Here is a 23,235-nt window from a genome sequence, read left to right on the forward strand (position 1 = left end):
CGTTACACGGCTCTAAGAGACGGCTTAGTGATTTTAGCTGCAGACGATTTATTGCTAAAGGTATTTGGCAAGGGCGTGTTTAAGGCTCGTTTAATCTTTCGAAGGGACCACAAACAAAATGCCGCGGTGGCAAAAATCGATAAGGCCACTGCGATATGTTCGAGTTCACTTAGTGCATTGCTGGTATTTGCAGCTTGTACTTGGCTAACAAGGGCCAAGTTTGCCGCTGCAATAAGCATCATTGATAAACGCATAATAAGCCTTAAGTTAAATGATAATTATTATCATTTAACTTAAGGTGTTCGGTAATATAAAGCAAGTCTTTTATGTCACGTCTGCGCTTACATATGTAGTTGTTGTACTTTAAACATTCGTTTTGCTTCCGTTATCACCAAGTCACGCAATGGGTTCTCCGAAGTATCGTTACGCCATACAAACGATAGCGCCCTTTCAATATTCAGCTCTGGTACGTTTAAGCGCACCAACTCTCCTAACTCTAGGGCTTTAATCACATCTAAATAAGGTAAGCAGCTAAGGTAGTTGTTGTTTGCTACTAGCGAGCGTAATACCGGAACGTGTTCATATTCGCGGTGTACTTTTAAAGACTCAATGGTGCCTTGAATGGCGCTATCAAATACTCGGCGTGTGCCTGCGCCTTGTTCTCGCAATACCCAACTGGCTTGTTCTAGCTGAGAAACACTTACCCGTTCTAGTTTGGCGTAAGGGTGGTGAGCAGCTGCCACAATCACCAAGTGGTCGTTACACCATACCTGATGGGCTATTCTATCGTCGTCACAGCGGCCTTCAATTACACCTAACTGATAGTCATAGTTTAATAAACCATTAATTACTTCAGCGGTGTTTTCTACGGAGAAGCTAATTCTAAGTTGCGGGAAGTTACTATCAACTATGCTGATAAGATCTGGAATTAAGTGCTCAGCAGCTGTTTGGCTGGCACATAATTGCAGTTCACCACTCACTAAATGCTGATCGGCAAACCCTTCCTCAATCTGCAAGGCATCTAACAATAATTGTTTCGCTTTTGGTCGTAACCATAAACCCCACTGGCTAAGCACCATGCGCTTTCCGCGGCGATCGAATAACGGTTTACCTAATAGCTTTTCTAGCTGAGCTAAAGACATGCTTGCCGCCGATTGGGTAAGGGCTAGGTGGTCTGCGGCTGCACTTACACTCCCATGGGTGGCCACTGCTTCAAAAACGGTGAGCTGTTTTAAAGAATAACGCATTAGTCGCTCCAAAGAGAAAAGTTAAGGGCTTAGTTTGCCTGCTGACCATAGTAAGCATAGGCGCTATCAAAAGTATTGATAGTGGTCATAAAAATTATCCGCTTACCAGCGAAAGTTATTCTCGCTAAGGTAATAACACGTTTAGCCACTAGCGACTTTAGTTGCTTGTTATTACAGGTTTTAGTGTAAATGAATCATCTTCAAGTTGAGCGCTTACCCGCTCCTAAAATGGTCACTGGCGGTGGCGCCGCTAGCTCACCATTAGCGGCTTTAAGTCCCGACCAAATGACTCAGTATGCTGAGCAGTATGCATATAAGAAAGCCACCAATAGCAGTGCTAAAACACTGAGCTTGGCCTTAAGTGCCGGCGTATTCATTGGCTTAGCTTTCGTATTCTATATCACGGTAACTACCGGCTCATCGGGTGTTGGCTGGGGTATTAGCCGCTTGTTAGGCGGCTTGGCGTTCAGCATGGGCTTAGTGATGTTAGTGGTATGTGGAGGAGAGCTATTCACAAGTAGTGTGCTGTCTATTATCCCTAGAGCCAGTGGCAAGCTAGATACCCGCGCCATGGTTGCCAACTGGGGCAAAGTGTACCTCGGTAATTTTGTTGGCGCGCTATTGTTAGTGCTAGTGGTAAGCGGCGCCAAGTTGTACCAGCTAGACCACGGCCAATGGGGCTTAAACGCTTTATCTATCGCTAATCACAAGTTGGAACATGGCTTCATGCAAGCCTTATTACTAGGCATGCTGTGTAACTTGTTGGTGTGTTTAGCGGTTTGGATGACCTTTAGCGCTACTACCAGCGCAGCTAAAGCCGCATTGGTTATTCTACCTGTCGCCATGTTTGTGAGTACCGGCTTCGAGCACGTAGTGGCTAACATGTTTATGGTGCCTTTAGGTATTGCCATTAAGAGCTGGGCAGAACCTGAATTTTGGGCGCAAATCGGTACGCAAGCTAGCGCTTATGAACACTTAAACTGGGCAACCTTTGCCTGGAAAAACTTACTGCCGGTCACTATCGGCAACATCATTGGCGGCGCAATTATTGTTGGTCTTGGTTACTGGTCGGTTTATAGCCGTAGTAACCCAAACAAACCAACGTCAACTGCCGCAACATTTACTATTTTACCAAATCAAACTTCTGGTCCTGTTGGAGAACCTACTATGCAAAATCTTAAAACTATGACTGTCGCTGACATTATGTCGCCTGCCGATAATGCTCTTAGCCCTGACATGACCATTGCAAGTGCCTGTGATGCTTTATTAGCGCAAGAAGCGCCTGGTGCAGTGGTTGTAAACGAGAGTAACGAACTACAAGGTTTTATTTCTGAGTTAGAAATCTTACGCAAACTATGGCTAGAAGATTACCGCAAACCAAGCACAACAACTGTAGCAAGCATTATGCAAAAGGATATTATGACCGTGGCACCTAATCACAACTTATTGAAACTAGCTGAGTACATGAGTGTTGATGTAGCCCAGGTATACCCAGTGTCTGATTCTGGCGTTTTGTTAAGCTCTACTCACCAACCGCTTGAAGAGCGCTTACGTAACAGCAGTGTTTACCGCCCTAAAGTATTCCCAGTGGTAGAAAATGGTAAGTTAGTCGGTGTGGTTACGCGTCACCAAGTGCTTAAAGCATTACGCCCTGCGCTGGGTGCTCCAGTAAAGCTAAATGCTACTGAAGAACACATTGCTGAGTCAGTAGCTTAATGTAGTTGGCGCTGCTCAATGTAGCGTAAAGCATGTTGGCTCGAAGAGGCGGTATCTGAAAAGGTAGCCGCCTTTTTTAGTACTTGCTTGGCAACCTCTAACTGATTTAACTCAATATACAACAAACCTTGGGCCAAATAGTTTTGTGCTTGGCTCGCATCATGGTATTGGTTAGCGTGTTGATAACTGCTGATACTCGCCGCCAATTGCCCAAGCTGGGCTTGGCTAAAAGCCAGTAGTTGGTAGTTTGTGCCAGACGCTTGCCGCTGGTTAAGCTGGTTTAAACAGGGTTCGGCTAAGGAGTATTCCTTTGCTTGTAACCAAAGTGTGCACAAGCGGGACTGCTGTTGAAGGGTATTTGCTAGCTGTTTTTGTTGCAGAGCAGTGTTTAACAAGCGCGCTGCTTGGTAGGGGGCGCCTTGCTGAGTGAGCAATTGAATTAACATGGTAAACTGCGAAGGCTGAACAAATAGTCCTTTATTGTAGGCTTGCTGTAAATAGGCGAGAGCGGAGTTGGCTTGTTGATTATGCAGGTACAAAGACGCGAGTTGGGTCCAGGCATCTATATTTTTTTGATCTAGCTTCAATACTTGTAACTGGCCTTCAATGGCCTTTGGCCAATGTTGTTGCTGGCTATGCAATGCTACGCTAAGTTCCCACCAACTTAAGAGCGGGCTTGATTGCCGTTGTAGTGCTTGCTCAATACTGTGGCTTGCTTCTGGCCAAAGGCTTAAATTAGCTTGGGCGCTCGCCAGCCAATAGTACGACTCTGCAGTAACTTCGCTAGCGGCTTGCTGGTTTTGCCAAGAACTTATTGAATCAATGGCCTTTGCCCATTGCTGTAGCTGCAATTGCAGTTGCGCAATGCTGTACAAGCCCTGTTGTTGCTGAGGTTCAGGCAGTTTCTTGAGTTGATAGGATTCAAGTAAATAGTTAAGCGAGGCCGAATATTGCTGTTGCTCTATGGCTGCTTGCGCTTGGTATTGCAAAGAAACCGCCAAGGCATACTGGCGCTGCTGTTGCTGGTATTGCTGACTAAGTTGCTGCAGGTGAGACGCTGCTTGTGGTAACTCTCCCTGTTGGATTAAAGCTTGCCCTGCTTTAAGCTGCCTTGCCTCACTTTCACTTAAACCTTGGGCTGCAAGGTTAAATGCTATCAATAAAGCTAATAGTGCCCATAAGGTATTAATCATTGCTTAAGCTTAAACTCGATTACCTGCCGACTAACAAAGCCTGGGTTATTGCCTTGTGCTCTCACTGGAAAGCGCCACTGGGCAATGGTGCGTATTGCGGCCTGTTCAAAAAAGCCTTGAGGCTCTGCATGAATCACTTTAATGCTGTTAGCGACAACGTTGCCGTGGTGATCAACCGTGAATTCTAGCTCAACCTCTCCTTCTATCCCGCGCCGTTGAGCCGACATTGGATATTCAGGACGATGTCGATAACTGGCTTGAATAGACAGATCTAGCTGAGGACCTTGGCCTAAACCTGCTGAACTAACACTAGTTTGGCTGCTAGAGGTATCAGTAATTATATGCGGTAAGCTTAAACTGAGTGGAGTTAGCGACGGCTGTAAAAGCTTAGATATTGAAGGTGTTGAGCTTGTATCAATAATATTGTTATCGCTTTGGCTTGCTCCAGCATCAAGCGGGGTTTGCAAGTCTTGGGGCGCTAATAAAGGCGGTGGTTCTGGCAATAAACGCTGTCTATGTTGTGGTTCACTAGTCTGTCGCAGGCTAAACAGTTGTAAATTACTAATATTGGGGGCTGAGGGAGGAGAGGCTTGGTTAAACCCTGATACTTCCGCCAGTAGAATAAACAAACTAGCAGCTAATACTGTGCCAGTAGGAAGCGCGAGCAGAATTCGCCACATTAAGGCTGGCTCGCTTGAGCGGCTAGGCTATAAGGCACTTTAGCTAAGCGGAGTTGATCGAGAACGGCCACCAGCTGGCCAGTACTTGACTGCTGATCGGCTTGAACCAACACCGCTAGTTGTGGTTGTTGTTGCTTAAGTTGTATTAGCTTGGCTTTAATTAAGCGTACATCGCTAGCTTGACCGTTTAACAGCACACTGCCATCGGCGGAAAGGCTAAGTAGAACCGCGTTATTACTCGTTTGCTCGGCACTTTGTGCCACCGGTGTTGTTACGTCAATACTGCTGGGGCTAACAAAGCTGCTGGTAACAATAAAGAAAATCAGCATGATAAAAACGATATCTAACATCGGCGTTAGATTTATCTCCGCCTCTTCTTCTGGGCGATTAAGCAAATCACGTCGCTTCATATTAGCTGTTTCCTTTCGCTAAATGCTGCGGACGTTGTTGCAGAAAAAGTTTGCTGCGGCTACTCCAACGTTTCAAATAAGTAAAATTGATAACAGCAATTAAGGCAATGCTCATCCCCGCCATCGTAGGCAGTGTAGCTCGAGCAATGCCTGCTGACATTAACTTGGGATCACTGCTGCCGGCTAAAGCCATGGTATCAAACACGTGAATCATCCCGGTTACAGTGCCTAGCAAACCAATCAGTGGACATAGGCCAACTAAGCTTTCAATTAAGCTAAGGTGTTGGTTTAACTTCAATTCCATATCGCAACGTAGGCTTAGCCAGTAGGCTGCTTGGAGATGTTTAGCTGACTGCTGTTGCGTAAGCCGGCGCTGGTAGTTAATCAATAACTGGGGATAGGAAACAAAACGAAACCAATAGCGCTCTAGTAGTAAGCTGCTTAACAAAGCGGTAATCACCAGCAGCAGCACTAATACCCAGCCACCTGAATACAGTAGTTGACCCAAAGTGAGCCAAGCCTGCTGCCAGCTTTGGCTTAGGGCATTCACGCTTTGGCCTCTGGTTTACTGGCGGATTGGTATTGTTGGTCGGCCAGCATTGCTAAGCTTTTTTGTTGCAGCAGTTGCAGTAAAACTCTACTGCGAGAGCTCATTAAGCTTGAGCAAAATAGCAGTGGTATTGCAGCGACCAAGCCAAGTACAGTGGTAACTAAGGCTTGAGAAATGCCCGAAGCCAGCAATTTAGGGTCGCCATTGCCAAATAAGCTGATGCTTTGAAAAGTCGCTATCATACCGATAACTGTGCCAAGCAACCCTAGCAGAGGCGCAATACCAGCAAACAACTTCACTAAGCTTTGGCCGCGCTCCAACTGGGGGAGTTCATTCAAAATAGCTTCATCAACCCGCAGTTCTAGCTCTTCTAGTGATTGATGAGCATGTTGAGCTGATAACAATACTCTCCCCAATGGATTGGAGTCAGACGGTGTTGAAGCCTTAAGTTGCTGGCGCACGGCGCGCTCTATATGCAGCAAGCGAGCGATGCGATATAAGGCCACCACTAAACCAAGTACTGCCACAAAGATGATAACAATAGCGACAGCACCACCTTGCTGAACACGTTGTTTCAGCGAGGGCTCAAGATCAAGTAGGCTTAAAAGCTGGCCTCGAGAAGGGTCTATGAGTAAACGTGTTTGTTGGCCCTTAAAAAAAGCCTCTGCAGCGCTGGTTTGATTTGGTTGAGTGGCATATAGCTGAAGTAGCTGGTTAGCGGGTAACCATTCTACATACTCGCCTTGTTCGCTAATAATATTGAAGCTACCTATTCGCATTAACGGCAAGGTTTGGCGGTCACCTTGCTTATCTATTACTTTCGCATCAAAAAAACTGATAGTTGAAGATTGCTGTAAATTATTGAGCAAGGCGGCGGCTAAATTTTGAATGTTAGTGGCGCTAGGCAGAGCCGCTTGTTCGGCAAAGGCTAATTGAGTTGCCGATTCTGGGTACTGAGCGCTGAGAATAGAGCTAGCAATGGTTTGCTGGCTTTCTTGTGCTTTCAGTTTTACTACCTCTAGCACTTGCCCTAACTGTCCACTGCGCTGTTGTAGTTGCTGGTATTGTTTAGCTAGCGCTTGTTCGTTGTCGCTAAACTGTTGCTTGAGTTCTTGTTGCTGATTTTGGGCATTAGTTAGAGCTTGTTGTTGCTGCTTCAAAGCATCTTGCTGCAGTTGCAGTGCATCAATAAAGCCTTGCTCGCGCTGCTGATTGCTTGGCTGTGCTTGATCAATTGTGTTTAATTCACTTGCCCAGCTCAGGTTGCTGACAAGGCAAGCGCTAAAACACAAATACTTAAGGATTTGCATTGGTCGCTCCTTGCTTAAGCTGATTTAACGGCAAGCTTAATAAGCGTGGGGCTTGCTGTTGCCAAGCGATGGCCAAGGCGTCACCCAATGCTAAATTGTCGGCTTGGTTAAGGGCTTGCCATTGTTTCTGCTTAGGGTCCCAAAGTGCTGAGGTGTGGCCGTTCAAGGTTTGGTAATACCAAGCGGTGCGGCCTAAGCGAAAGTAATTAACCTGTTGTTCGGCTAAAGGCCCTTGGTAAGCGGCAATGCTTTCACCGTATTCCATTTCAATTTGATAGGCTTCGAGCACTTGGCGATACTTCTCTGCCAAACTGACATCGGCGCGATCTAACAGTAATTCGAGGCGGGCAATGCTTTGCAGGCGTTGCTGTTGTAAAAAAGGTAAGTCTTGAGTAATGAAAAGCTTAAGTTCTTGCAACATGGAGTGAACCAGCGGCAGTGCTTGTTGCTCGGTGTCATCTAAAGAGGCTATATCTTGCTGTAGCTGGCTGAGCTCTTGCTGCTGTTGCGCCACCATAGCACCAAGATGTTGATTGTATTGCTCAACTAAGGCGAGTTGCTGCTTAACCCCTCGGGTTTGTTGGCTAGCTTGTTGGCGCTTAGCATCAAGATCATCAATACGCTGCTGAGATTGCTGGTTAAGCGCTTGACGTTGAAGTTGTTGTTCGATGCTTTGATTGGCATTGGTGCTAAGGCTAATTAGCGCCAATATTGTCAAAAGTAAGTAACGCCGCATTATGTAGAAGCTTCCTGATGCTGATGAAACACTAAGCTAAGCGGCATACTTATTACATTAAGAGTAGCCGTTTATCACTGGGTGGTGCTGCCTAGCTTATTTTAACTAAGGCTTATTATAAGGCAAAAGCAAAATAGCAAAGTGAATTCGTTGCATGATTAAGTACTTAAGTTTTAAGTGTGTTTAAGCGCTTAAAGATTGTTAGGTGATTTATTACTGTTTTTACAAAATTAAGCTCATAAGCCAGTGAATATGATGTAAAATCGCCGCTTGTTTTTTTAAAGTTCTGGCTCAAGGATGAATAGGCGGATCTCTTTACGTTACATATTGTTTGTTATTTGCATGTCTGCTGCACTGCTGCCTGCTCTAATGGTTAGCTCGTGGCTGAAGCATCAAGTACAACAAAACGAAACCGCCTTGGTGCAAGATAAACATCTTTTGATTGCCCGAAACTTAAGCACCGCGTTATCGCGTTATGCGGCTGATACCTCGGCCATTTTTAACAGCGTAAACCAACAAATTTCGCATCACGGCTTCCACTCCGAACTTAGACCTTTATTAAAAAGCATCAATATTTATGCCCTATTTGAATGGCAGATAGGCCGTGGTCAGCGCTTTTACTTCTCTGAGCAAGATATCACGCCGTTTGAAACTATTCCTGCGCAAATCCAGGTGGCCATGGAGTTGGCTAGAGTATACAAAGACCAAGCATTTTACAGCGGTGTTGTTATAGAAGGGGTAACCAAGCCCACTCTATTTCTAACCACTTATCAGGGGCAAGACCGCTATTTGTTGGCGGCGCTAACAACCGATTACCTGCTAGAAAGCCAGTCTGAAGTGCGCTTTGGTGACCAAGGACATGTTGCTTTATTTGATCAGTTTGGCCGAGTGCTGGCTCATCCTAATCAACAATGGGCAACCCGGGCTAAAGATTTATCTGGGCTGGACCCTATTGTGCAAATGCGTGACCAACCTTTTGGGGTCAGTCAGTTTTATTCACCGGCTTTGCAGGCCGATATGATCGCCGGTTACTCAAGAGTAGAGGGACCAGGTTGGGGCGTGATTGTTCCACAGCCCATTGCTGAGTTGCAATCTCAATCAATGCGCTTACAAGAGTACGCCTTTTTGGTGAGCATATTGTGTGTGATGGTAGTAGGGGTGATTACTTGGTATTTGTCTTGCGTTATCGTGCGACCAATCAGCCAAGTAGTAGAGGCTGCTCAAGGGATCTCTCATGGTGAAATGGGCAAGTTTATCACACCGAAACGGCGCTTTGTTTCTATTGAAATGGACAGCTTGGTTGGGCAGTTCAATGCCATGGCTGGCGAGGTTTATACTAGTAGAACCCTACTCGAACAGCGCGTTAAGCAGCGCACCGCTGCGCTAAGCAAAGAAGTAGCTGTGCGTAAAAAAGCGGAAGAACAAGTATGGCAACAAGCCAACTTTGACCCACTCACCGGTTTACCTAATCGGAGAATGTTAAACCGCTTGCTTAGTGACGCCTTGGCGACTCGCCTTGCTGAAGAGCGCGTGTGTTTAATGCTATTGGATTTAGACCAATTTAAAGGCATTAACGACACGCTTGGCCATGACATGGGTGATATGTTGTTACAAATTGCCGCCCAGCGTATTCAGCATTGTATTTTGCAAGGCGAACATGTTGCCCGTTTGGGAGGCGATGAGTTTATTATCTTGCTGAGTGAAAACGAAGAAGGCTCGCGGGTCGCCGAGTTAGGCGACGCAGTGCTTAAAACCTTAAGTACACCATTTCAACTGGGCATAGAGCGGGTTTACATTTCTACTAGTATTGGGGTGGCGTTTGCCCCGCAAGACGGCGACAAAATAGATGATCTACTAAAACATGCAGACCAAGCTATGTATGTTGCCAAGCAGCAGGGGAGAAATCGACTCAGTTACTTTACTGCGTCCTTGCAAGAACAAGCTCAGGTGCGTCGTTTGTTGGCGAACGATTTACGTCAAGCCGTCGCCAAAAAACAGCTATGTGTGCATTACCAACCGATTGTGGATTTAGCCTCTGGCGAAATGATTAAAGCAGAAGTGCTGGTGCGTTGGAATCACCCTACTCAAGGCTGGATTAGCCCGCATGACTTTATTCATGTTGCCGAAGAAACAGGTGTGATTGTAGAAATTGGTAACTGGGTATTCAGCAGCGCTGTAGCGCAACTTAAACACTGGAAAGAACAAGGCCTACGACCTATTCAGCTCAGTATTAATACCTCTCCAAAACAATATTATGAAGCCGAGTGTGATGTGAATCATTGGTTGAGCCAGTTGGCTGAGGCGGGCTTATCAAGCGCAGATGTGGTGATGGAGATCACCGAAGGACTGCTGATGGAAAACAGCCCTGTGGTAAACGCAAAACTTTTAGCGTTTAGTGAAGCCGGGGTAGAAGTGGCGCTTGATGATTTTGGTACTGGTTATTCATCGCTAGCTTATTTGCAGAAATTTGACATTGAATACCTAAAAATTGACCGTATGTTTATTCACAATCTGGCTGAAGATGGTGATGATTTGATTGTGTGTAAGGCGATTATTGTGATGGCTCATAAGTTGGGTATTCAGGTAATTGCTGAAGGCATTGAGTCTGAACATCAAGCCCGTTTGCTGCGCGAAGCAGGCTGTGATTTTGCTCAGGGCTATTGGTTTGCCAAGCCTTTAGCTAAAGATGACTTTGAAGCATTGCTGAACGGCGAGGCGATGTTGTTACCTCATAATGCCTGAGCCAGTTAATAAGCTGGCTTGAGTTTGTTACACTAAATCTTCATTCATTTTGGTAATCTGCAGTTATGCTCGAAATCTCTAATAGTGTTAGCCTTGCCGACTGGGAAATCGAACTCACTGCTATTCGTGCTCAGGGCGCGGGTGGCCAAAATGTTAATAAAGTGTCCAGTGCGGTGCACTTACGCTTTGATATTAAGCGTTCCAGCCTTCCTGCTTTTTATAAAGAACGCTTACTTAAACTCAACGACCAACGCATCAGTAAAGACGGCGTTTTAGTGCTTAAAGCGCAAAGCCACCGTACTCAAGAACGTAATAAAGAAGACGCATTGCAGCGGCTAAAAGAGCTAATTGTTAGTGCTGCGGTGGTACAAAAAAGCCGCCGAGCGACTAAAGCTACATATGGCTCTCAGCGTAGACGTATGGATAAGAAAACCCAACGCGGCCAAACCAAACAATTACGCAACAAAATTAGCTATTAGTGACCTTGCTCGGAAAACACTAGGAAACACATTATCTAAGGCTATTTAGGGCTGACTAAGCGGTTTCTTATGTGTAACGTTGAAGGCACTTATTAGCCGAAAACTAAGGAAGTAGTTATGTCGCGACTGTTGGCCTTTGGTGAAGTATTGGTAGATTGGATCCCTTTGGAATTTCAGCGCCAAGGCAAAATCGACATTCCTATCTATGGGCAATATCCAGGTGGAGCTCCCGCCAATGTAGCGGTTGCTGTAGCAGGACTTGGGCAACCTGCATACATGTTAGGCCAGCTAGGCGAAGATGCTGCTGGTGTTTACCTTCGAGATTGTTTGCAACAACAACAGGTAAACTGTGACTATTTACTCTGTACATCCGAACACCCTACGCCAATGGCCTTTGTTAGTTTAGATGCCAGTGGCGAGCGCAGCTTTAGTTTTCATCGTAACAATTCAGCCGATCTAAAACTGTCGTTTAGTGATTTTCCTCAGCAACTGTTTTCTGGGGCAGGGCTGTTTCATATATGCTCCAATACCCTCACCGAAGCGGCGATTGCTGACACCACTTTACAGGCTATTACTGCGGCCAAACAAGGTGGCATGTTAGTCAGTTTTGATGTGAACTTACGTTTAGCGTTGTGGCCAAGCACAGAGCAGCTTATCCCTCGGGTTATGCAGGCTGCGGCTCTATCAGACATGCTTAAGTTAAGCTTGGAAGAATGGAATTATTTAGCTAAAGGTGTGCAAGTTGACGATCTGGCTAGTCATTTGTTTGCACTTGGCGTAAAACTCATTTTACTTACTGATGGGGCTGAGCCCGTGCAACTGTTTAGCGCAAAAGAAACCCTGCAGTTGGCTACACCTAAGGTGGATGTGGTGGATACTACTGGCGCCGGCGATGCCTTTACTGGAGCCTGGCTAGCGTCACTTATTGAGCAGAGCATTACCGATTCTGCCGCCCTTGAGCACGCCATTTCTTTAGTTTCTCCCTTAGCGGATGCGCTTAACCATGCGGTGGTTGCTGGCGCGTTAGCGGTAACTAAACGTGGCGCTTGGAGCGCTTTGCCCTCACATCAAGATATCCAACAGTTTATTCAACACAAGGAGTAACTATGCTTCCCGTTTTTCGTAGTTCGCAGTTTTTGCAGCAGCATGTTTTAGCGCTTAGCGAATTTTACCAAGAGCATGCTATAGACCCGAGTGGTGGCTATTTTCAAGCCTTATTGCCTAGCGGCGAAGCTCAGCATGACAGTGTAAAGCAATTAGTCAGCTCGACTCGCTTAGCTTACATTTTTGCCCATGTGGGTTTACGTGAACAAAATAAGGCGTTTTTAGACTTAGCTGAACATGGTTTTAGTTATGTAGAAAATCACCATTTTGACCCTCAACGGCAAGCGTATAACTGGTTGATTGATGGTGATTGCCCAATAGAACAAACTAACTATTGTTATGGCTTAGCGTTTGTCATGCTGATGTATTCTGCAGCAGTAAAAGTGGGACGATCAAGCGCTAAGCAACAACTAGCGGCTACTTTTGAACTAATGGAACAGCGTTTTTGGCAGCAGGAGTGGGGATTGTATGCCGACGAAGCCAGTGCCGATTGGCAAACGGTAAGTGATTATCGCGGTCAAAATGCCAACATGCATGCATGCGAGGCAATGATTGCTGCGTACGAGGCTACCCAAGAATCTCGTTATTTACACCGTGCGATTACCATTGCTCAAAATATTTGTTTACGCCAATGCTATTCCACAGATGGCTTAGTTTGGGAGCATTACAACCCGCAATGGCAAGTGGATTGGGAGTTCAACCGCAACGACCCTAAAAACCTGTATCGTCCATGGGGTTTTCAACCTGGTCACCAAACTGAGTGGACTAAATTGCTGGTGATGTTGTCACGTCACCATAGTGCCGATTGGCTATTGCCTTGCGCAGAAAAACTGTTCACGTATGCCATGGAAAAAGCCTGGGATCATCAATATGGTGGGCTATATTACGGCTTAGCACCCGATGGTTCGGTATGTGATGACGAAAAATATTTTTGGGTACAGGCGGAGTCTTTCGCAGCTGCGGCATTACTGGCCACCGCTACCGGCAAGCAGGCGTATTGGACAGCGTACGACAGTTTATGGAAGTACAGCTGGCAACAGTTTTGTGAGGCTAAACATCAGCCTTGGTGGCGAGTATTAAGCCGAGAGGGTGAAGTGATGGATCCTCTGATTGCCAGCCCCGGCGCGAAGATTGACTATCATACTATTGGTGCCTGCTTAGAAGTTCTAAGGGCCATGCAAGCGTAACGTAGATTGATAAGGTCTAGCATTGAGAGATAAAGAGACGGGTTAAAAAAGACAGTAAAGCACCTGTTTTATTGGTATGTGCAGGTTTAAACAGGCTATTTTGTTAGCTTGTTTAAGCCACTGTCTATACTTGAGTTTACAGCTAATGACTAAGCAATGATTTGCTTGAATACTGGACTCATCTTTGGATACTTATTACAGCCTTTGTTACCTTGCCGCCTTAGCCATGTTAATTGCTTATGTGAATAGCCGCATAGGCTCAGTTCAATCCACCATTACAATTACCGCCGCGTCTATAGTGTTGTCGCTGTTACTCATATTATTGGGCGAAACCAAGTTGTTTCAGGCCTTCCCCCGGTTGATTGAATCGATCAGTGCGATCAATTTTCAAAACTTACTGTTACACGGCATGCTCGGTTTTTTATTGTTTGCTGGTGGTCTTGGCATCAACTTGAAACACTTGGCTGCTCAGCGCACAGAAATTGCGGTACTAGCGCTTTTTTCTACTTTAATCTCTAGTTTTTTGGTAGCCAGCTTATTGTGGTGGATTTTGCCTTGGGTAGGCTTACCGCTAGACTTTATTTATTGCCTGTTGTTTGGTGCTTTAATTTCTCCTACCGATCCCATCGCTGTCTTGGCTATTGTGAAAAAAATGCAGGCTCCACAGCAAATCTCTATCCAAGTTGAAGGAGAGTCATTGTTTAACGACGGTTTTGGATTGGTGATGTTTGTCTCGGTATTTGGCATTGCATTTACTCATCAAGAGCTCAGCGGTTCAGCCATAGCGTGGCTGTTTTTACATGAAGCTGGCGGTGGCATCGTTTATGGGCTGTTGCTAGGCTTAGCAGCCAACTACTTAATTAAACATACCGATGATGATTCTTTAGAGCTGCTCGTGAGCTTGTCTATTCCCACTGCAGGTTTTGTATTTGCCGAATACCTTGGTGTGTCTGGCGCTTTAGCCATGGTGGTGGCGGGTATCTATATTGGCAACATTACGCGAGAAAAGTACTTCACTCAGGCGAGCAAACAAAGCTTTGATCATCTGTGGCATGTACTAGAGGAGTTTCTCAATAATTTGCTGTTTTTACTGATTGGTTTGGTGTTGGTTGGCTTTGTTTTTCATATCGAAGATATGTGGTTAATGTTGCTAGCCATTCCTTTGGTATTGTTAAGTCGTTTGATAAGCGTAGGACTTCCTTTTTTGGGATTCAGTCTGGTTAAGTCTTACAACCCTATGTCGGTCGCTATTCTAACTTGGGGTGGTTTACGTGGCGGCTTGGCTTTAGCGATGGCGATGTCGGTACCCACGGGAGTGATGATTTTACCGGAGAAGAATATTGATGTGCGAGAGATTATTTTAGTGATGACTTATGCGGTGGTTGTGTTCTCGATTTTAGTGCAGGGATCCAGCATAGTGCCATTGATCAACCGGGCTAAAAACTTAGAGTTATCGAGAGCGCCAAGTAACAAGGAAAGCTAATGTTAAGGTTTCGCGTGTGCTCCTAAATAGTGCTGCTCAGTGCGTTTAACAAATCCTTCGTCGTGTAGTTGCTGAATAGTGAGTGCCAGTTGTTGAACCAGTATAGGATCAACGTTCTTAGAAGCAGCTAAAAATAGTTGATTAGATTCAACCGGGTCACCTACTATCAAAGGCTGCTTTGGGTATTGTTGATTCCAATACCAAACCGATTCCGGTGTTCCATTAAACCACGCATCTATTCGGCCACGCTGTAGCATTTCTGCGGCGGCCTTGCCGATTTTAATTTCAACAACTTGGTCTTTTTTATAGTTCTTATTTTGTAAGATTGTCGCTTGCGCAGAGCCTTGGCCAACCCCTATTTTGTGTACCTGCTCCCTAGCTTGTTGATAGCTATTTATGGGTATTTGGGTACTCGCAAAACTACGCTCTAAAGTCATAATGTACGCTACCCAAGTAAAATGTTGCTCTCGGCTAGGTAACAAGGCTAAAGGCATGATGAACTGGTTATCCCCCTGACTAGCTAACCGTTGAGCGCGCTTCCAAGGAAGGGTTTCAACCTTAACCGTATGCCCTAAGCGGTGAAACGCTTCTAGCACAATATCACCCACTATCCCGGCTTGCTGGCTATTAAGCATGGTTAATGGTGGCGCTTCTATACTGTAAATGGTGTAGCTCTCGCTATACGTTTTGGTGTTGAGCATTAGACATAATGCAATGCAAAAGGCCCATCTATTAAACATGTAATGAAACCTCCTATAGAGTGATCTATTACTTGTTTAAAAGTAGACTATGCTAGTAAAAACAGCGAGTTAATAAGCAGGTTTAGAAAGGCAACAGTACTTTTATCTACGCGCTCATTTAGAGGTTTTTTAATGGCTTAACATCGCTGTTTATCTGCGTGGGTGGCTATCTTTAATACTTGCTACTCGGTAAAGTAAGTGGTTATTTTTTGCTAATCTTAGTCATAAAACAGGATGTTATTGATGATTAAATATGGACGTTTGATACTGCTGGCAGCCTTGCTGCAAGCTTGTTCTGCGCAGAGAGTGGTTCCCGACAATGCCATTGATGACTCATGGACCACCAAGCAGTTAGAAGATCGACGTTGGCGAGCAGCCGATGAGCTGGATCAAGATTACCTAAAACTAGCATCAGAATCTAAATTACCTCATCAACTGGCGTCGGTAAAAGTTGTTGGCTCAAGCACTGATGAAGCTATTCAAAGTTTGGCTGTAAAAATCCACTTAATTGAACAGGCAGAGCACAGCCTAGATTTAGCTTATTACATTTATACACCTGACCTATCTGGTGATGCGATACTTGGTGCACTTTGTGAAGCGGTTAAGCGTGGCGTAGATGTACGTATTATGGTTGATAGTTTAGGCTCGCTAAGCATGGAGCACGGTGACCTCAAAGGTTTGATTGAATGTGCTAAAAAGGCGGGCTTTGTTAAAGCGCGAAATGGCGAAGTTACCAATAACAGAGCACGAGTGCAGGCGGTAGTGTTTAACGCGCTTACGCAGTCTGGTTCAAATGCTAACCGCCGTTCACACGATAAGCTGCTGGTGGTCGACGGCGCTTATCCAGAAAAAGCGTGGATAATGACGGGAGGCCGCAATATCTCTTTGCATTACTACGGATTGGATCACCACGGTGAGCCAGACCCTAACGCATTTAAGGATCTAGAGGTGTTAATAAGGCCAGAACCTGATGCAGATAGAAAAAGCTCACCTGCCCAGCTGACTGAATACTACTATTCGGTATTGTTCTCAAAACCCGGTAATAAAAAGCTATCCACTGTTTTCCCCTATACCGAACGCATGCAAATATCCTTAGACAGCCTAGCTGAGTTAAAGGCTTCTGCTGCGTTTGCCAATGCGTATCTATCAGTAGCGTCTTATTTGCAACAAGGTTTCTCGCCCTCAACGACCCGTTTTGCTCATGAATTGGATAATCTTAATGCTACTGATTTAGTGAAGCACTACAGCACCAACAAAAAAGCCAACGCTAACTCTATTAGTGGCATTTTGGCGCGAACCGCTTATGGCGACAATGATCTAAAATCCATCCGCGTTGTATCGCCGTATTTGTTTTTGCAATCAGACTTGTTCAAAGACGAAGGTGTATTGGAAAAAGACCTTAATACCACGCTGGCGTGGTTAGAAAAAGATCCGGAAAGAAAGATTGAGATTATTACCAATTCTGTATTGACCAGCGACAATTTCTTCACCCAAGCGGTGATTGATATGCATACGGTTCCGTCGATGTTAATGAGTAAGGAAATGGTAGAGCTGTGGCTGGAGTCAGATTTAGCAAAGCATGAACAAAACCCTGACTTTATCGCTTCTAAAGAGTGGCAGGCATTGGTTAATCATCCCCGTATTTTCTTCTATCAGCTGGGTAGGGCAGATGCTGCCGCGCTAGGGGGAGAAACCTACTACGGTAAACTTCATGCAAAATTTATTGTGGTCGATAATTTTGCTTTTGTAGGCACCACCAACTTAGATTTTCGCTCATTGTTATATAACAACGAAGTGGGCTTTTTCTTCGAAGGTTCTGGTATCGTAAATAGACTTAATCAAGAGTTTGATTTACTTAAATCACAATCGTCTCGTTGGGGCAGTGACGAGTGGTTAGAGATGCGCAATAAGGTAAGAGAGCAGGGCGGAATGAAAGGATACACGTCAGACAGCCAACGGGGGATATACAAAACCTTGGATAAAACCGGTTTGAAATACCAGTTTTAACACCCGTTTTAATCATTTAAAAAACGGCTCTAGGGCCGTTTTAAATTATGTAATATGGGATTGCTGTTAAGGCTGCTTGGTGAGAATAAAGCCACCATCACTGCTTACAACAAAACCATGGCGTAAAAAGTTCTTGCCTAAAATCATGCTGTAACTGAAGTTCTCGCGGTTTTGTAAGTTAACGCGAACGGTTTCATTCACTTCACCCAATTGCACATTCATTAAGACTACTGGACGAGAGTTAGCTTGCTCGCCCACGCGCGCCTTAATCACCATTTTGTCCACTACTTCGCGGGTGAACTCTTGACGTAATCCATCGGAATTTTTATAGGTAAAGGTGACCATGGCTTTGCCGTCTTGTTCAAAGCGCTTGATGTTTTCTGCGTGCATAGAGCTTACATCGGCACCGGTATCTAGTTTTACCGGAATGCTTAAACCTTCTACTGTTGCTTGCTCTACATATCCCGCACGAATGGCGCTACGCTTATTCAAAATATTAGTGGTGCGGGTATTTACTAATAATGGCCCTTCGACAAACTTCTCACCAATGGATAGCATTTCTGGGTCGTCTGCAGATGAAAGCTCTAGCGCTATGTCTGTCTGGCGGCGAGAATTGGCAAAACTTAAGGTAGGTTTAATAACCGGGCGTGTTACTTCTCCCACGCTTATGTTGCGGTCAATGGCTTGCTCAAATACGTATACTTTACCTTGAACATCGGTAGCCGAAAATGCTGCGATGGGACGTTTCTGGTCACTGCGTTCCAAGGTTTTTAAGCTTTTCACACGCAGTAGCGAAGTGCTTACCGCAAAAGAAGGTTCAGCCGCTAGCCACACGCCATCTATGTTTATTTGCTCTTCGGGAGTAATCATAAGTGGGGCTTGCTTTGCCAGCTCTATGGCAGACTGCAACGGTTTATCTGCTAAATGTTCGGCACTTAAGTCGATAAGAAAATACTGATTGAGCGCTTCTTTGCCCAAGCGCAGCTCGGTGCTTCGCATAGAGCGGTCGCGCAACACTAACTCGACGTGTTTAGCTTCTTCGCCAAAACTTATCGGCATATTGACCATGGGGTGATACTTGTCACCAATTTTGAGTATTTTTAATAGAGGGAGGGTGTAAACCTTGGTTTTTTTATTGCTTGCTACCACCTCAAAACTTACTTGTTTTTTCTTCGCGTCTATCTCGATATTAGTAGCATTTAAGCTGCTGCGACGATTATTTAAAGACATACTTACTGCAAGTGGTAGCGTATCTAAATAGGCGGTTTCTTTAGTGCCGAGTATTTTGGCTAACGGCTCTTGTTGTAAGTAATCGTAACTTGAATCTACCCAGGCTTGCTCCCGTAAGAAGGTTTTGCCAATTAAAATGGAGTAAGAAAACGCACTGCGGTCAGTTAGGTTTACCGCGGTGTTTACCGTGATGTCGCCAGAAGATAGCGCTAGATCTACTACTGGGCGGTAAAGAATACCGTGGTCTCCACGCCCTTGTATGCCGCTTAGGCGAGCCAATGGCCGTTCTAAACTCAATAGTTCGCCAGTTTGCGGATGAACTAAATCAAATTTTACAGTGGCGTTTATGTTGCGCTCTGGTGTGTCAAAGCTCTCCAGCCACCATTCTGTATCGGGGTCGCCAAAACGCTCGGCAATCGCTTTTAACAGCGCTTCACCTTCTAGTTCAGCTAGTGCTGGGTGCTGGCTATGAATACTGATGTTAATAGCATGAATTGAAGTGGTATCTGCTCCCGTATCTATCTTTGCGGGAACACCGATTCCCTTGAGTTGTTCTACGTCTGAATAATAGATATTTTCGATACGGCCCATCACCAGTTTGCCATCTAAATGGTAATAAGCGCCGTTAGGGTAAAAGGGGCTTTGCTCTAGGGGAGTAGCATAAGCGGGCGCTTGCGTAAGCGCGACTGACAGTAGCGTTACTATTGCGCGAAAAATAAAATTCATCATTAACCTTTAATTCAATCAAGCTACCCTTTGTTATAGCACTAAATGGCTAAGCGCATCGAGCCAACTTGTTAATAAATTTAACTTATTTTGGAATTCGGCTATATAGAGTGGCTTAAACAGATTGAGTTCAAGGGGCTTTATCATCGTGCCATGTCTTTTTCCTAGCTATCTAGGTCAATGTACATATCATCATGCTGCTTAGACTGAGGGGCTTGTGTTTCGCTGGCTTTCTTGGGAGAGCCTTGTTGTTTGGCTTTCTCTAAGCGAGTGTCGAAAAAGCGAGACTCGGTCGCTAATTCACTAGCCTCACAAAATGGGCTGTTAGCCATTGCATGTTTAGCGTGGTTTATTAACTGCTTGCTATTGCTAGCATCAACACCTAATACCGAGACACCCATTTGGCTTTGAATGGACTCCGCTGGAGAACTGGGCTTTAAAAGCTGGGTGACTGCTGAGCTTAAACGGTGTTGGATATGGGCCAGTTTTTTAGGTGTTGCTAAAAAGCCAGATAAGGTATGAGCATTTATAAAGCCAACACTTATTTTTTGGTTTAAGCGTCTTAAGTTATCCAGAATCATTCGTTTCATCTTTTCAGAAGAGTTATCACCTTCTGCTCTTAATTTTAAGGCAAACACAACGAGGGTTTCTTGCTTCTCTAGAAACTGTTGGGCTTCAGCTAATTGCTGAGCAAATTTTTGCTCGTTATCCCAGCGCAGGTTAGCGGTGTGTTGAGTGGCGCTATCGTGTTTTACTTCGAGTTGGTACAAAAAGAAACGCTGTTTAGGCGCATTGGTATGGATGTCTTTAGCTTGAGCGTCAAAATTAATAGACAGGCCATTTAAGCTTTTGCATTGCAGGCTGTTAGTTGCTGAGTCTTGTTCTGGCGGTGTTCCATTTTGATTGTTTAGTTTGCAGGCGAGTAGTTGGTAGCTAGGTTGGCTTAACTCCTCGCAAGCGGATTGATTAAGCCAAATAATTTGATGATGGTTGTTGCATATTAATGCTGGGGAGTAGGGGTTGGTAAGGTGCTCGCCTATTAATTCCGTTTCAGAGTGTTTGTTTAATAGCGGTAAAAGAAATTCTAAGGAACCATTCACTTGATTGATGCGCTCTTTCCAGAGTAATACCTGGCCAGCATAACGGGCTTGGTCGATGTTAAAAATTAGATTTAACTCTAAGGTATGTTCACTTTCTGGATCTTGTTGTTTCTGAGAGTCGAGAATCGCTTTTTGAAGATACTGCACTTGGCCTGAATCTAAGCGTGCAGCAAACTGCTTAAGGCTGATCAGTTTTTGCCCAGAAAAGCCTAGCGCATCAATTAAAGCTTGGTCACAGCTGAAGACATTGTTTTTACGTTGCCACTGCCACGCCAAGGGAAAGCCCTGTAATTGTTTAATAAAGTCTTTTGACCCCATAAAACACCTCTAATAACTAAAAACCTACGCTACTGCTTGTTTTATCTTTAGTTAATTAACTCATTATGAATTATTGCTTAAATATTAGATGATAGAATTGTAAATACAACTTTGAGAGGGGGCGTTTACTATTTAGGTGAGGTTGTTGGTTTTATCTAGCGGTCAATAACAGCGCATAACAATAATTATATGATTGCCTTAACTGTTTTAGCTGCTGCTGATTGATCCCTTGATTGCGGGGTTGGTATAGTGCGCCTAATCAATAGCTTCGGGTGGTTTTGATTGCCGCCAAACCAATTGCAGTATTAGGTCCAATGGTATTGAGCCTGATAGGGAAAAGTCATGGATGCTGAACAGTTAGATTTACTTGTACGTCAAATGCTTAAAAGTGAAGGTTCGCTCAACGAATCGTCGATAGCAGAATACCTCAAACAACAAAATGGTGAATCACCCAGTGATGAGCTAATTGCAGAGGTTGCCGCTTGCGGGCAAAAGCATCTTCTCAGAACCTATAGTCAGCAGCATGCCATTGCTAGCTTACCTAATGGCTTTGCCGAATCCTTAAACGATTGGTTTATGCAGCTGGAGCAGTCAACTGAAGCCAAAGTTGAACGTATTACCCACGAGAAACAGCAAACTTGGGAAGAAGGGCGCTTAGCGTTAATTAGCCAACATAATCAACAGTTGTCTGCCGCCAATAGTGCAACTGAAGTGGCTGAATCGGAACTTATTGAACTGCGCGAAAAGCTAGAGCAGGCAGCGGCAAAAACCAGTGAGTTGTTCGCTGAATTAGATAAAAGTAAGCAGCTCACCAAAGAGCAGCAACAGCTGTTAGAGCAAGCGAAAGCGGATGCAGAGCAACATCATACTGCTGAACAAAACAAGCAACAAGCTTACCAGCAACTTAATACCGAAAAACTGGAGCTGGAAGAGCAGTTGCAAACTGCTGAAAACCAATTGGCGAGTTTTCAGCAAAGCGGAGAAGCTGCGGCCAAAGAACAGAGTGAGATGGAGCTTGCACTACGTAAACAATTAGGTGAAATGAGCGAAGCATTGGATAAAGAGCTAGCGCTAACCAAGCAGCTTACCGAAGAGCACTGTGAGGTGAGTGAGCGCATGACGGAGCTAGTGAAAAGCAAGCAAAGTATTGAGCTGAAAAACCAACAGCTAGAAGATACCCAGCAGCAGCAAGTACAAAGAATTGCAGAGTTAACTGAGCAAGGCGACCAGTTAGGTGAACAAACGCAGCAAAATGTAAGCGATAACCAGTTATTAGCTGAACAGATAGAACAGTTGAACCAACAACTGGAGCAAGCCTTAGCCGAGCAAAAATCAGATACCAGTGATTCGGCTGCCTCGGCTGAGCGCGAAGAAGAGCTCTCGCAAAAACTGATTGCTTTGGAGCAACGTTGTTTAGAGGATGCACAAAAAATTGAGAGCATGCATCAGCAAACTAGTGAATTGAACGAAGAATTAAATGAAGTACGCGGGGACAAACAAGCGCTCGATACCGTTAATCGCAGTAACGAGATACAGTTAGAGCAAGTTTTACCAGAGTTAGAACAAGCTCAGCAAAATGAACGTGCACTTAAGCAGCGCATTGAAGAGCTTGAGGCGGAGCAGGAAAATGCTCTGCAACATGCAGAAAAAACCCGTAAACAACTGGCAGATACTAGCTCGCAATTGCAGCTTAGCAATAGCATGGTGGATACTGATAACCGAGTATTAGAAAAAGATCATCAAATAAAAGAAGTTAAGCAAAAGCTGCAATTGCTTGAAGCCAACTTGCGAAAAGAACAGGAAGGCCACAGGCTGACCAAACAGGCGTTAACTACCCTCGATGAGCAAATCCTCGATGCACAAATTGATAGCGGTAAATTACAAAGCCAGATAACGGAATTTGACGAAAAATTAAAAGCCAGTGATTTAGTGAATCGACAATTACAGCGAGAAGTTAACGAAGCCCATCAAGACATCACGAATTTAAGCCAAACCAACTCCAGCTTAAGCGAAAAGTTAGAGTTAGCGGTAAAAGCCAAACGAAAAGATACTGCTTAATCAGTTTCTTGCAGACAATAAAAAGCTAGCAAGGTTGCTAGCGTTTTTGTTTTGACTGTCCCGTCCGGAAATAGGTTGACATAAAGAGGACTTCTTTATGACAACACCCATTAACTCAAGCCGTAAGCGCACACAACGAGATTACACCTTAGCCTTTAAATTAGGTGTCGTAGCGCGCATCGAAAAAGGCGAAATGACGTACAAACAAGCACAAGCCCG

The 23,235-nt window shown here is 44.8% G+C and carries 19 protein-coding genes and 1 pseudogene; 9 read left to right on the plus strand and 11 right to left on the minus strand.

Features of this window, described 5'->3' with window-relative positions:
• Positions 1 to 2: 2 nt before the first annotated feature.
• Together FFR00_RS13985 and FFR00_RS13990 are read right to left on the minus strand one after the other, a co-directional pair.
• Entirely contained in the window at positions 3 to 254 is a 252-nt protein-coding gene (locus FFR00_RS13985; RefSeq protein WP_137674026.1) for a hypothetical protein, read from the minus strand.
• A gap of 87 nt (positions 255 to 341) precedes the next feature.
• The gene (locus FFR00_RS13990; protein WP_137674027.1) at positions 342 to 1,247 is read right to left on the minus strand and encodes a LysR substrate-binding domain-containing protein; all 906 of its coding nucleotides are present in this window, start codon (positions 1,245 to 1,247) and stop codon (positions 342 to 344) included.
• Positions 1,248 to 1,436: 189 nt separating this feature from the next.
• Between FFR00_RS13990 and focA the strand changes: the two genes are divergently transcribed.
• Positions 1,437 to 2,963, plus strand: a complete 1,527-nt coding sequence (gene focA / locus FFR00_RS13995) for a formate transporter FocA (RefSeq protein WP_137674028.1) — start codon at positions 1,437 to 1,439, stop codon at positions 2,961 to 2,963.
• On the opposite strand, the gene FFR00_RS14000 is transcribed toward focA, so the two are convergent.
• Genes FFR00_RS14000 through FFR00_RS14025 form a run of 6 tightly spaced genes read right to left on the minus strand, consistent with a single transcriptional unit; the run spans position 2,960 to position 7,842 of the window.
• Positions 2,960 to 4,156 (minus strand): hypothetical protein, encoded by a 1,197-nt coding sequence (locus FFR00_RS14000; protein ID WP_137674029.1) that lies wholly within the window; start codon positions 4,154 to 4,156, stop codon positions 2,960 to 2,962. The two genes, focA and FFR00_RS14000, sit on opposite strands and share 4 nt — an antisense overlap.
• A complete protein-coding gene (locus FFR00_RS14005; protein WP_137674030.1) occupies positions 4,153 to 4,836 on the minus strand; it encodes an energy transducer TonB in 684 nt (227 codons plus the stop codon). Before FFR00_RS14005 ends, FFR00_RS14000 begins: the two co-directional genes overlap by 4 nt.
• The gene (locus FFR00_RS14010) at positions 4,836 to 5,246 is read right to left on the minus strand and encodes a biopolymer transporter ExbD (RefSeq protein ID WP_137674031.1); all 411 of its coding nucleotides are present in this window, start codon (positions 5,244 to 5,246) and stop codon (positions 4,836 to 4,838) included. Before FFR00_RS14010 ends, FFR00_RS14005 begins: the two co-directional genes overlap by 1 nt.
• A 1-nt stretch (position 5,247) precedes the next feature.
• The gene (locus tag FFR00_RS21725; RefSeq protein WP_161985174.1) at positions 5,248 to 5,796 is read right to left on the minus strand and encodes a MotA/TolQ/ExbB proton channel family protein; all 549 of its coding nucleotides are present in this window, start codon (positions 5,794 to 5,796) and stop codon (positions 5,248 to 5,250) included.
• Positions 5,793 to 7,106: a MotA/TolQ/ExbB proton channel family protein gene (locus FFR00_RS14020; protein ID WP_137674032.1), complete on the minus strand. Its 1,314-nt coding sequence runs from the start codon at positions 7,104 to 7,106 to the stop codon at positions 5,793 to 5,795. The genes FFR00_RS21725 and FFR00_RS14020 overlap by 4 nt, the downstream gene beginning before the upstream one ends.
• On the minus strand, positions 7,093 to 7,842 hold the full coding sequence (locus tag FFR00_RS14025; RefSeq protein ID WP_137674033.1) for a DUF3450 domain-containing protein: 750 nt from the start codon (positions 7,840 to 7,842) through the stop codon (positions 7,093 to 7,095). Before FFR00_RS14025 ends, FFR00_RS14020 begins: the two co-directional genes overlap by 14 nt.
• A gap of 297 nt (positions 7,843 to 8,139) precedes the next feature.
• Here FFR00_RS14025 and FFR00_RS14030 point away from each other — a divergent pair, with 297 nt between their 5' ends.
• The 5 genes from FFR00_RS14030 (at position 8,140) to FFR00_RS14050 (ending at position 14,837) form a co-directional block, all read left to right on the plus strand.
• Positions 8,140 to 10,584 (plus strand): EAL domain-containing protein, encoded by a 2,445-nt coding sequence (locus tag FFR00_RS14030; protein WP_137674034.1) that lies wholly within the window; start codon positions 8,140 to 8,142, stop codon positions 10,582 to 10,584.
• Between the two features lie 65 nt (positions 10,585 to 10,649).
• The gene (gene arfB / locus FFR00_RS14035; protein ID WP_137674035.1) at positions 10,650 to 11,063 is read left to right on the plus strand and encodes an alternative ribosome rescue aminoacyl-tRNA hydrolase ArfB; all 414 of its coding nucleotides are present in this window, start codon (positions 10,650 to 10,652) and stop codon (positions 11,061 to 11,063) included.
• A gap of 117 nt (positions 11,064 to 11,180) precedes the next feature.
• Positions 11,181 to 12,167: a carbohydrate kinase gene (locus FFR00_RS14040; RefSeq protein ID WP_137674036.1), complete on the plus strand. Its 987-nt coding sequence runs from the start codon at positions 11,181 to 11,183 to the stop codon at positions 12,165 to 12,167.
• Positions 12,168 to 12,169: 2 nt separating this feature from the next.
• Positions 12,170 to 13,354, plus strand: coding sequence for an AGE family epimerase/isomerase (locus FFR00_RS14045; protein ID WP_137674037.1), 1,185 nt, complete (start codon positions 12,170 to 12,172; stop codon positions 13,352 to 13,354).
• A 184-nt stretch (positions 13,355 to 13,538) separates the two neighbouring features.
• Positions 13,539 to 14,837, plus strand: coding sequence for a sodium:proton antiporter (locus FFR00_RS14050; RefSeq protein WP_137674038.1), 1,299 nt, complete (start codon positions 13,539 to 13,541; stop codon positions 14,835 to 14,837).
• Positions 14,838 to 14,839: 2 nt separating this feature from the next.
• Here FFR00_RS14050 and FFR00_RS14055 read toward each other — a convergent pair whose 3' ends face one another.
• Complete coding sequence (locus FFR00_RS14055) at positions 14,840 to 15,577, minus strand: ABC transporter substrate-binding protein (RefSeq protein WP_137674039.1); 738 nt, start codon at positions 15,575 to 15,577, stop codon at positions 14,840 to 14,842.
• 243 nt (positions 15,578 to 15,820) lie between these two features.
• On the opposite strand from FFR00_RS14055, the gene FFR00_RS14060 reads away from it, so the two are divergent.
• Positions 15,821 to 17,584, plus strand: coding sequence for a phosphatidylserine/phosphatidylglycerophosphate/cardiolipin synthase family protein (locus FFR00_RS14060; RefSeq protein WP_137674040.1), 1,764 nt, complete (start codon positions 15,821 to 15,823; stop codon positions 17,582 to 17,584).
• A 66-nt stretch (positions 17,585 to 17,650) separates the two neighbouring features.
• Here the strand turns inward: FFR00_RS14060 and FFR00_RS14065 are convergent, their stop codons facing one another.
• Both FFR00_RS14065 and FFR00_RS14070 read right to left on the minus strand, forming a co-directional pair.
• Positions 17,651 to 19,543 (minus strand): RimK/LysX family protein, encoded by a 1,893-nt coding sequence (locus FFR00_RS14065; protein WP_137674041.1) that lies wholly within the window; start codon positions 19,541 to 19,543, stop codon positions 17,651 to 17,653.
• Positions 19,544 to 19,704: 161 nt separating this feature from the next.
• Positions 19,705 to 20,958 carry a hypothetical protein gene (locus FFR00_RS14070; protein WP_137674042.1) on the minus strand — a complete coding sequence of 418 codons (1,254 nt, stop codon included), beginning with the start codon at positions 20,956 to 20,958 and terminating at the stop codon, positions 19,705 to 19,707.
• A gap of 342 nt (positions 20,959 to 21,300) precedes the next feature.
• On the opposite strand from FFR00_RS14070, the gene FFR00_RS14075 reads away from it, so the two are divergent.
• Positions 21,301 to 23,016 carry a hypothetical protein gene (locus tag FFR00_RS14075; RefSeq protein ID WP_137674043.1) on the plus strand — a complete coding sequence of 572 codons (1,716 nt, stop codon included), beginning with the start codon at positions 21,301 to 21,303 and terminating at the stop codon, positions 23,014 to 23,016.
• A gap of 97 nt (positions 23,017 to 23,113) precedes the next feature.
• Positions 23,114 to 23,235: pseudogene (locus FFR00_RS14080) on the plus strand (IS3 family transposase); the annotation flags it as partial.

The organism is Agarivorans sp. Toyoura001 (assembly GCF_005405585.1).
GTDB lineage: Bacteria > Pseudomonadota > Gammaproteobacteria > Enterobacterales > Celerinatantimonadaceae > Agarivorans.

What these genes read in the sequence shown, in the direction of transcription:
- FFR00_RS13985 (WP_137674026.1), bottom strand. Translation starts at nt 254, where the DNA reads ATGCGTTTATCAATGATGCTTATTGCAGCGGCAAACTTGGCCCTTGTT.
- FFR00_RS13990 (WP_137674027.1), bottom strand. Translation starts at nt 1,247, where the DNA reads ATGCGTTATTCTTTAAAACAGCTCACCGTTTTTGAAGCAGTGGCCACC.
- focA (WP_137674028.1), top strand. Translation starts at nt 1,437, where the DNA reads ATGAATCATCTTCAAGTTGAGCGCTTACCCGCTCCTAAAATGGTCACT.
- FFR00_RS14000 (WP_137674029.1), bottom strand. Translation starts at nt 4,156, where the DNA reads ATGATTAATACCTTATGGGCACTATTAGCTTTATTGATAGCATTTAAC.
- FFR00_RS14005 (WP_137674030.1), bottom strand. Translation starts at nt 4,836, where the DNA reads ATGTGGCGAATTCTGCTCGCGCTTCCTACTGGCACAGTATTAGCTGCT.
- FFR00_RS14010 (WP_137674031.1), bottom strand. Translation starts at nt 5,246, where the DNA reads ATGAAGCGACGTGATTTGCTTAATCGCCCAGAAGAAGAGGCGGAGATA.
- FFR00_RS14020 (WP_137674032.1), bottom strand. Translation starts at nt 7,106, where the DNA reads ATGCAAATCCTTAAGTATTTGTGTTTTAGCGCTTGCCTTGTCAGCAAC.
- FFR00_RS14025 (WP_137674033.1), bottom strand. Translation starts at nt 7,842, where the DNA reads ATGCGGCGTTACTTACTTTTGACAATATTGGCGCTAATTAGCCTTAGC.
- FFR00_RS14030 (WP_137674034.1), top strand. Translation starts at nt 8,140, where the DNA reads ATGAATAGGCGGATCTCTTTACGTTACATATTGTTTGTTATTTGCATG.
- arfB (WP_137674035.1), top strand. Translation starts at nt 10,650, where the DNA reads ATGCTCGAAATCTCTAATAGTGTTAGCCTTGCCGACTGGGAAATCGAA.
- FFR00_RS14040 (WP_137674036.1), top strand. Translation starts at nt 11,181, where the DNA reads ATGTCGCGACTGTTGGCCTTTGGTGAAGTATTGGTAGATTGGATCCCT.
- FFR00_RS14045 (WP_137674037.1), top strand. Translation starts at nt 12,170, where the DNA reads ATGCTTCCCGTTTTTCGTAGTTCGCAGTTTTTGCAGCAGCATGTTTTA.
- FFR00_RS14055 (WP_137674039.1), bottom strand. Translation starts at nt 15,577, where the DNA reads ATGTTTAATAGATGGGCCTTTTGCATTGCATTATGTCTAATGCTCAAC.
- FFR00_RS14060 (WP_137674040.1), top strand. Translation starts at nt 15,821, where the DNA reads ATGATTAAATATGGACGTTTGATACTGCTGGCAGCCTTGCTGCAAGCT.
- FFR00_RS14065 (WP_137674041.1), bottom strand. Translation starts at nt 19,543, where the DNA reads ATGATGAATTTTATTTTTCGCGCAATAGTAACGCTACTGTCAGTCGCG.
- FFR00_RS14070 (WP_137674042.1), bottom strand. Translation starts at nt 20,958, where the DNA reads ATGGGGTCAAAAGACTTTATTAAACAATTACAGGGCTTTCCCTTGGCG.
- FFR00_RS14075 (WP_137674043.1), top strand. Translation starts at nt 21,301, where the DNA reads ATGGATGCTGAACAGTTAGATTTACTTGTACGTCAAATGCTTAAAAGT.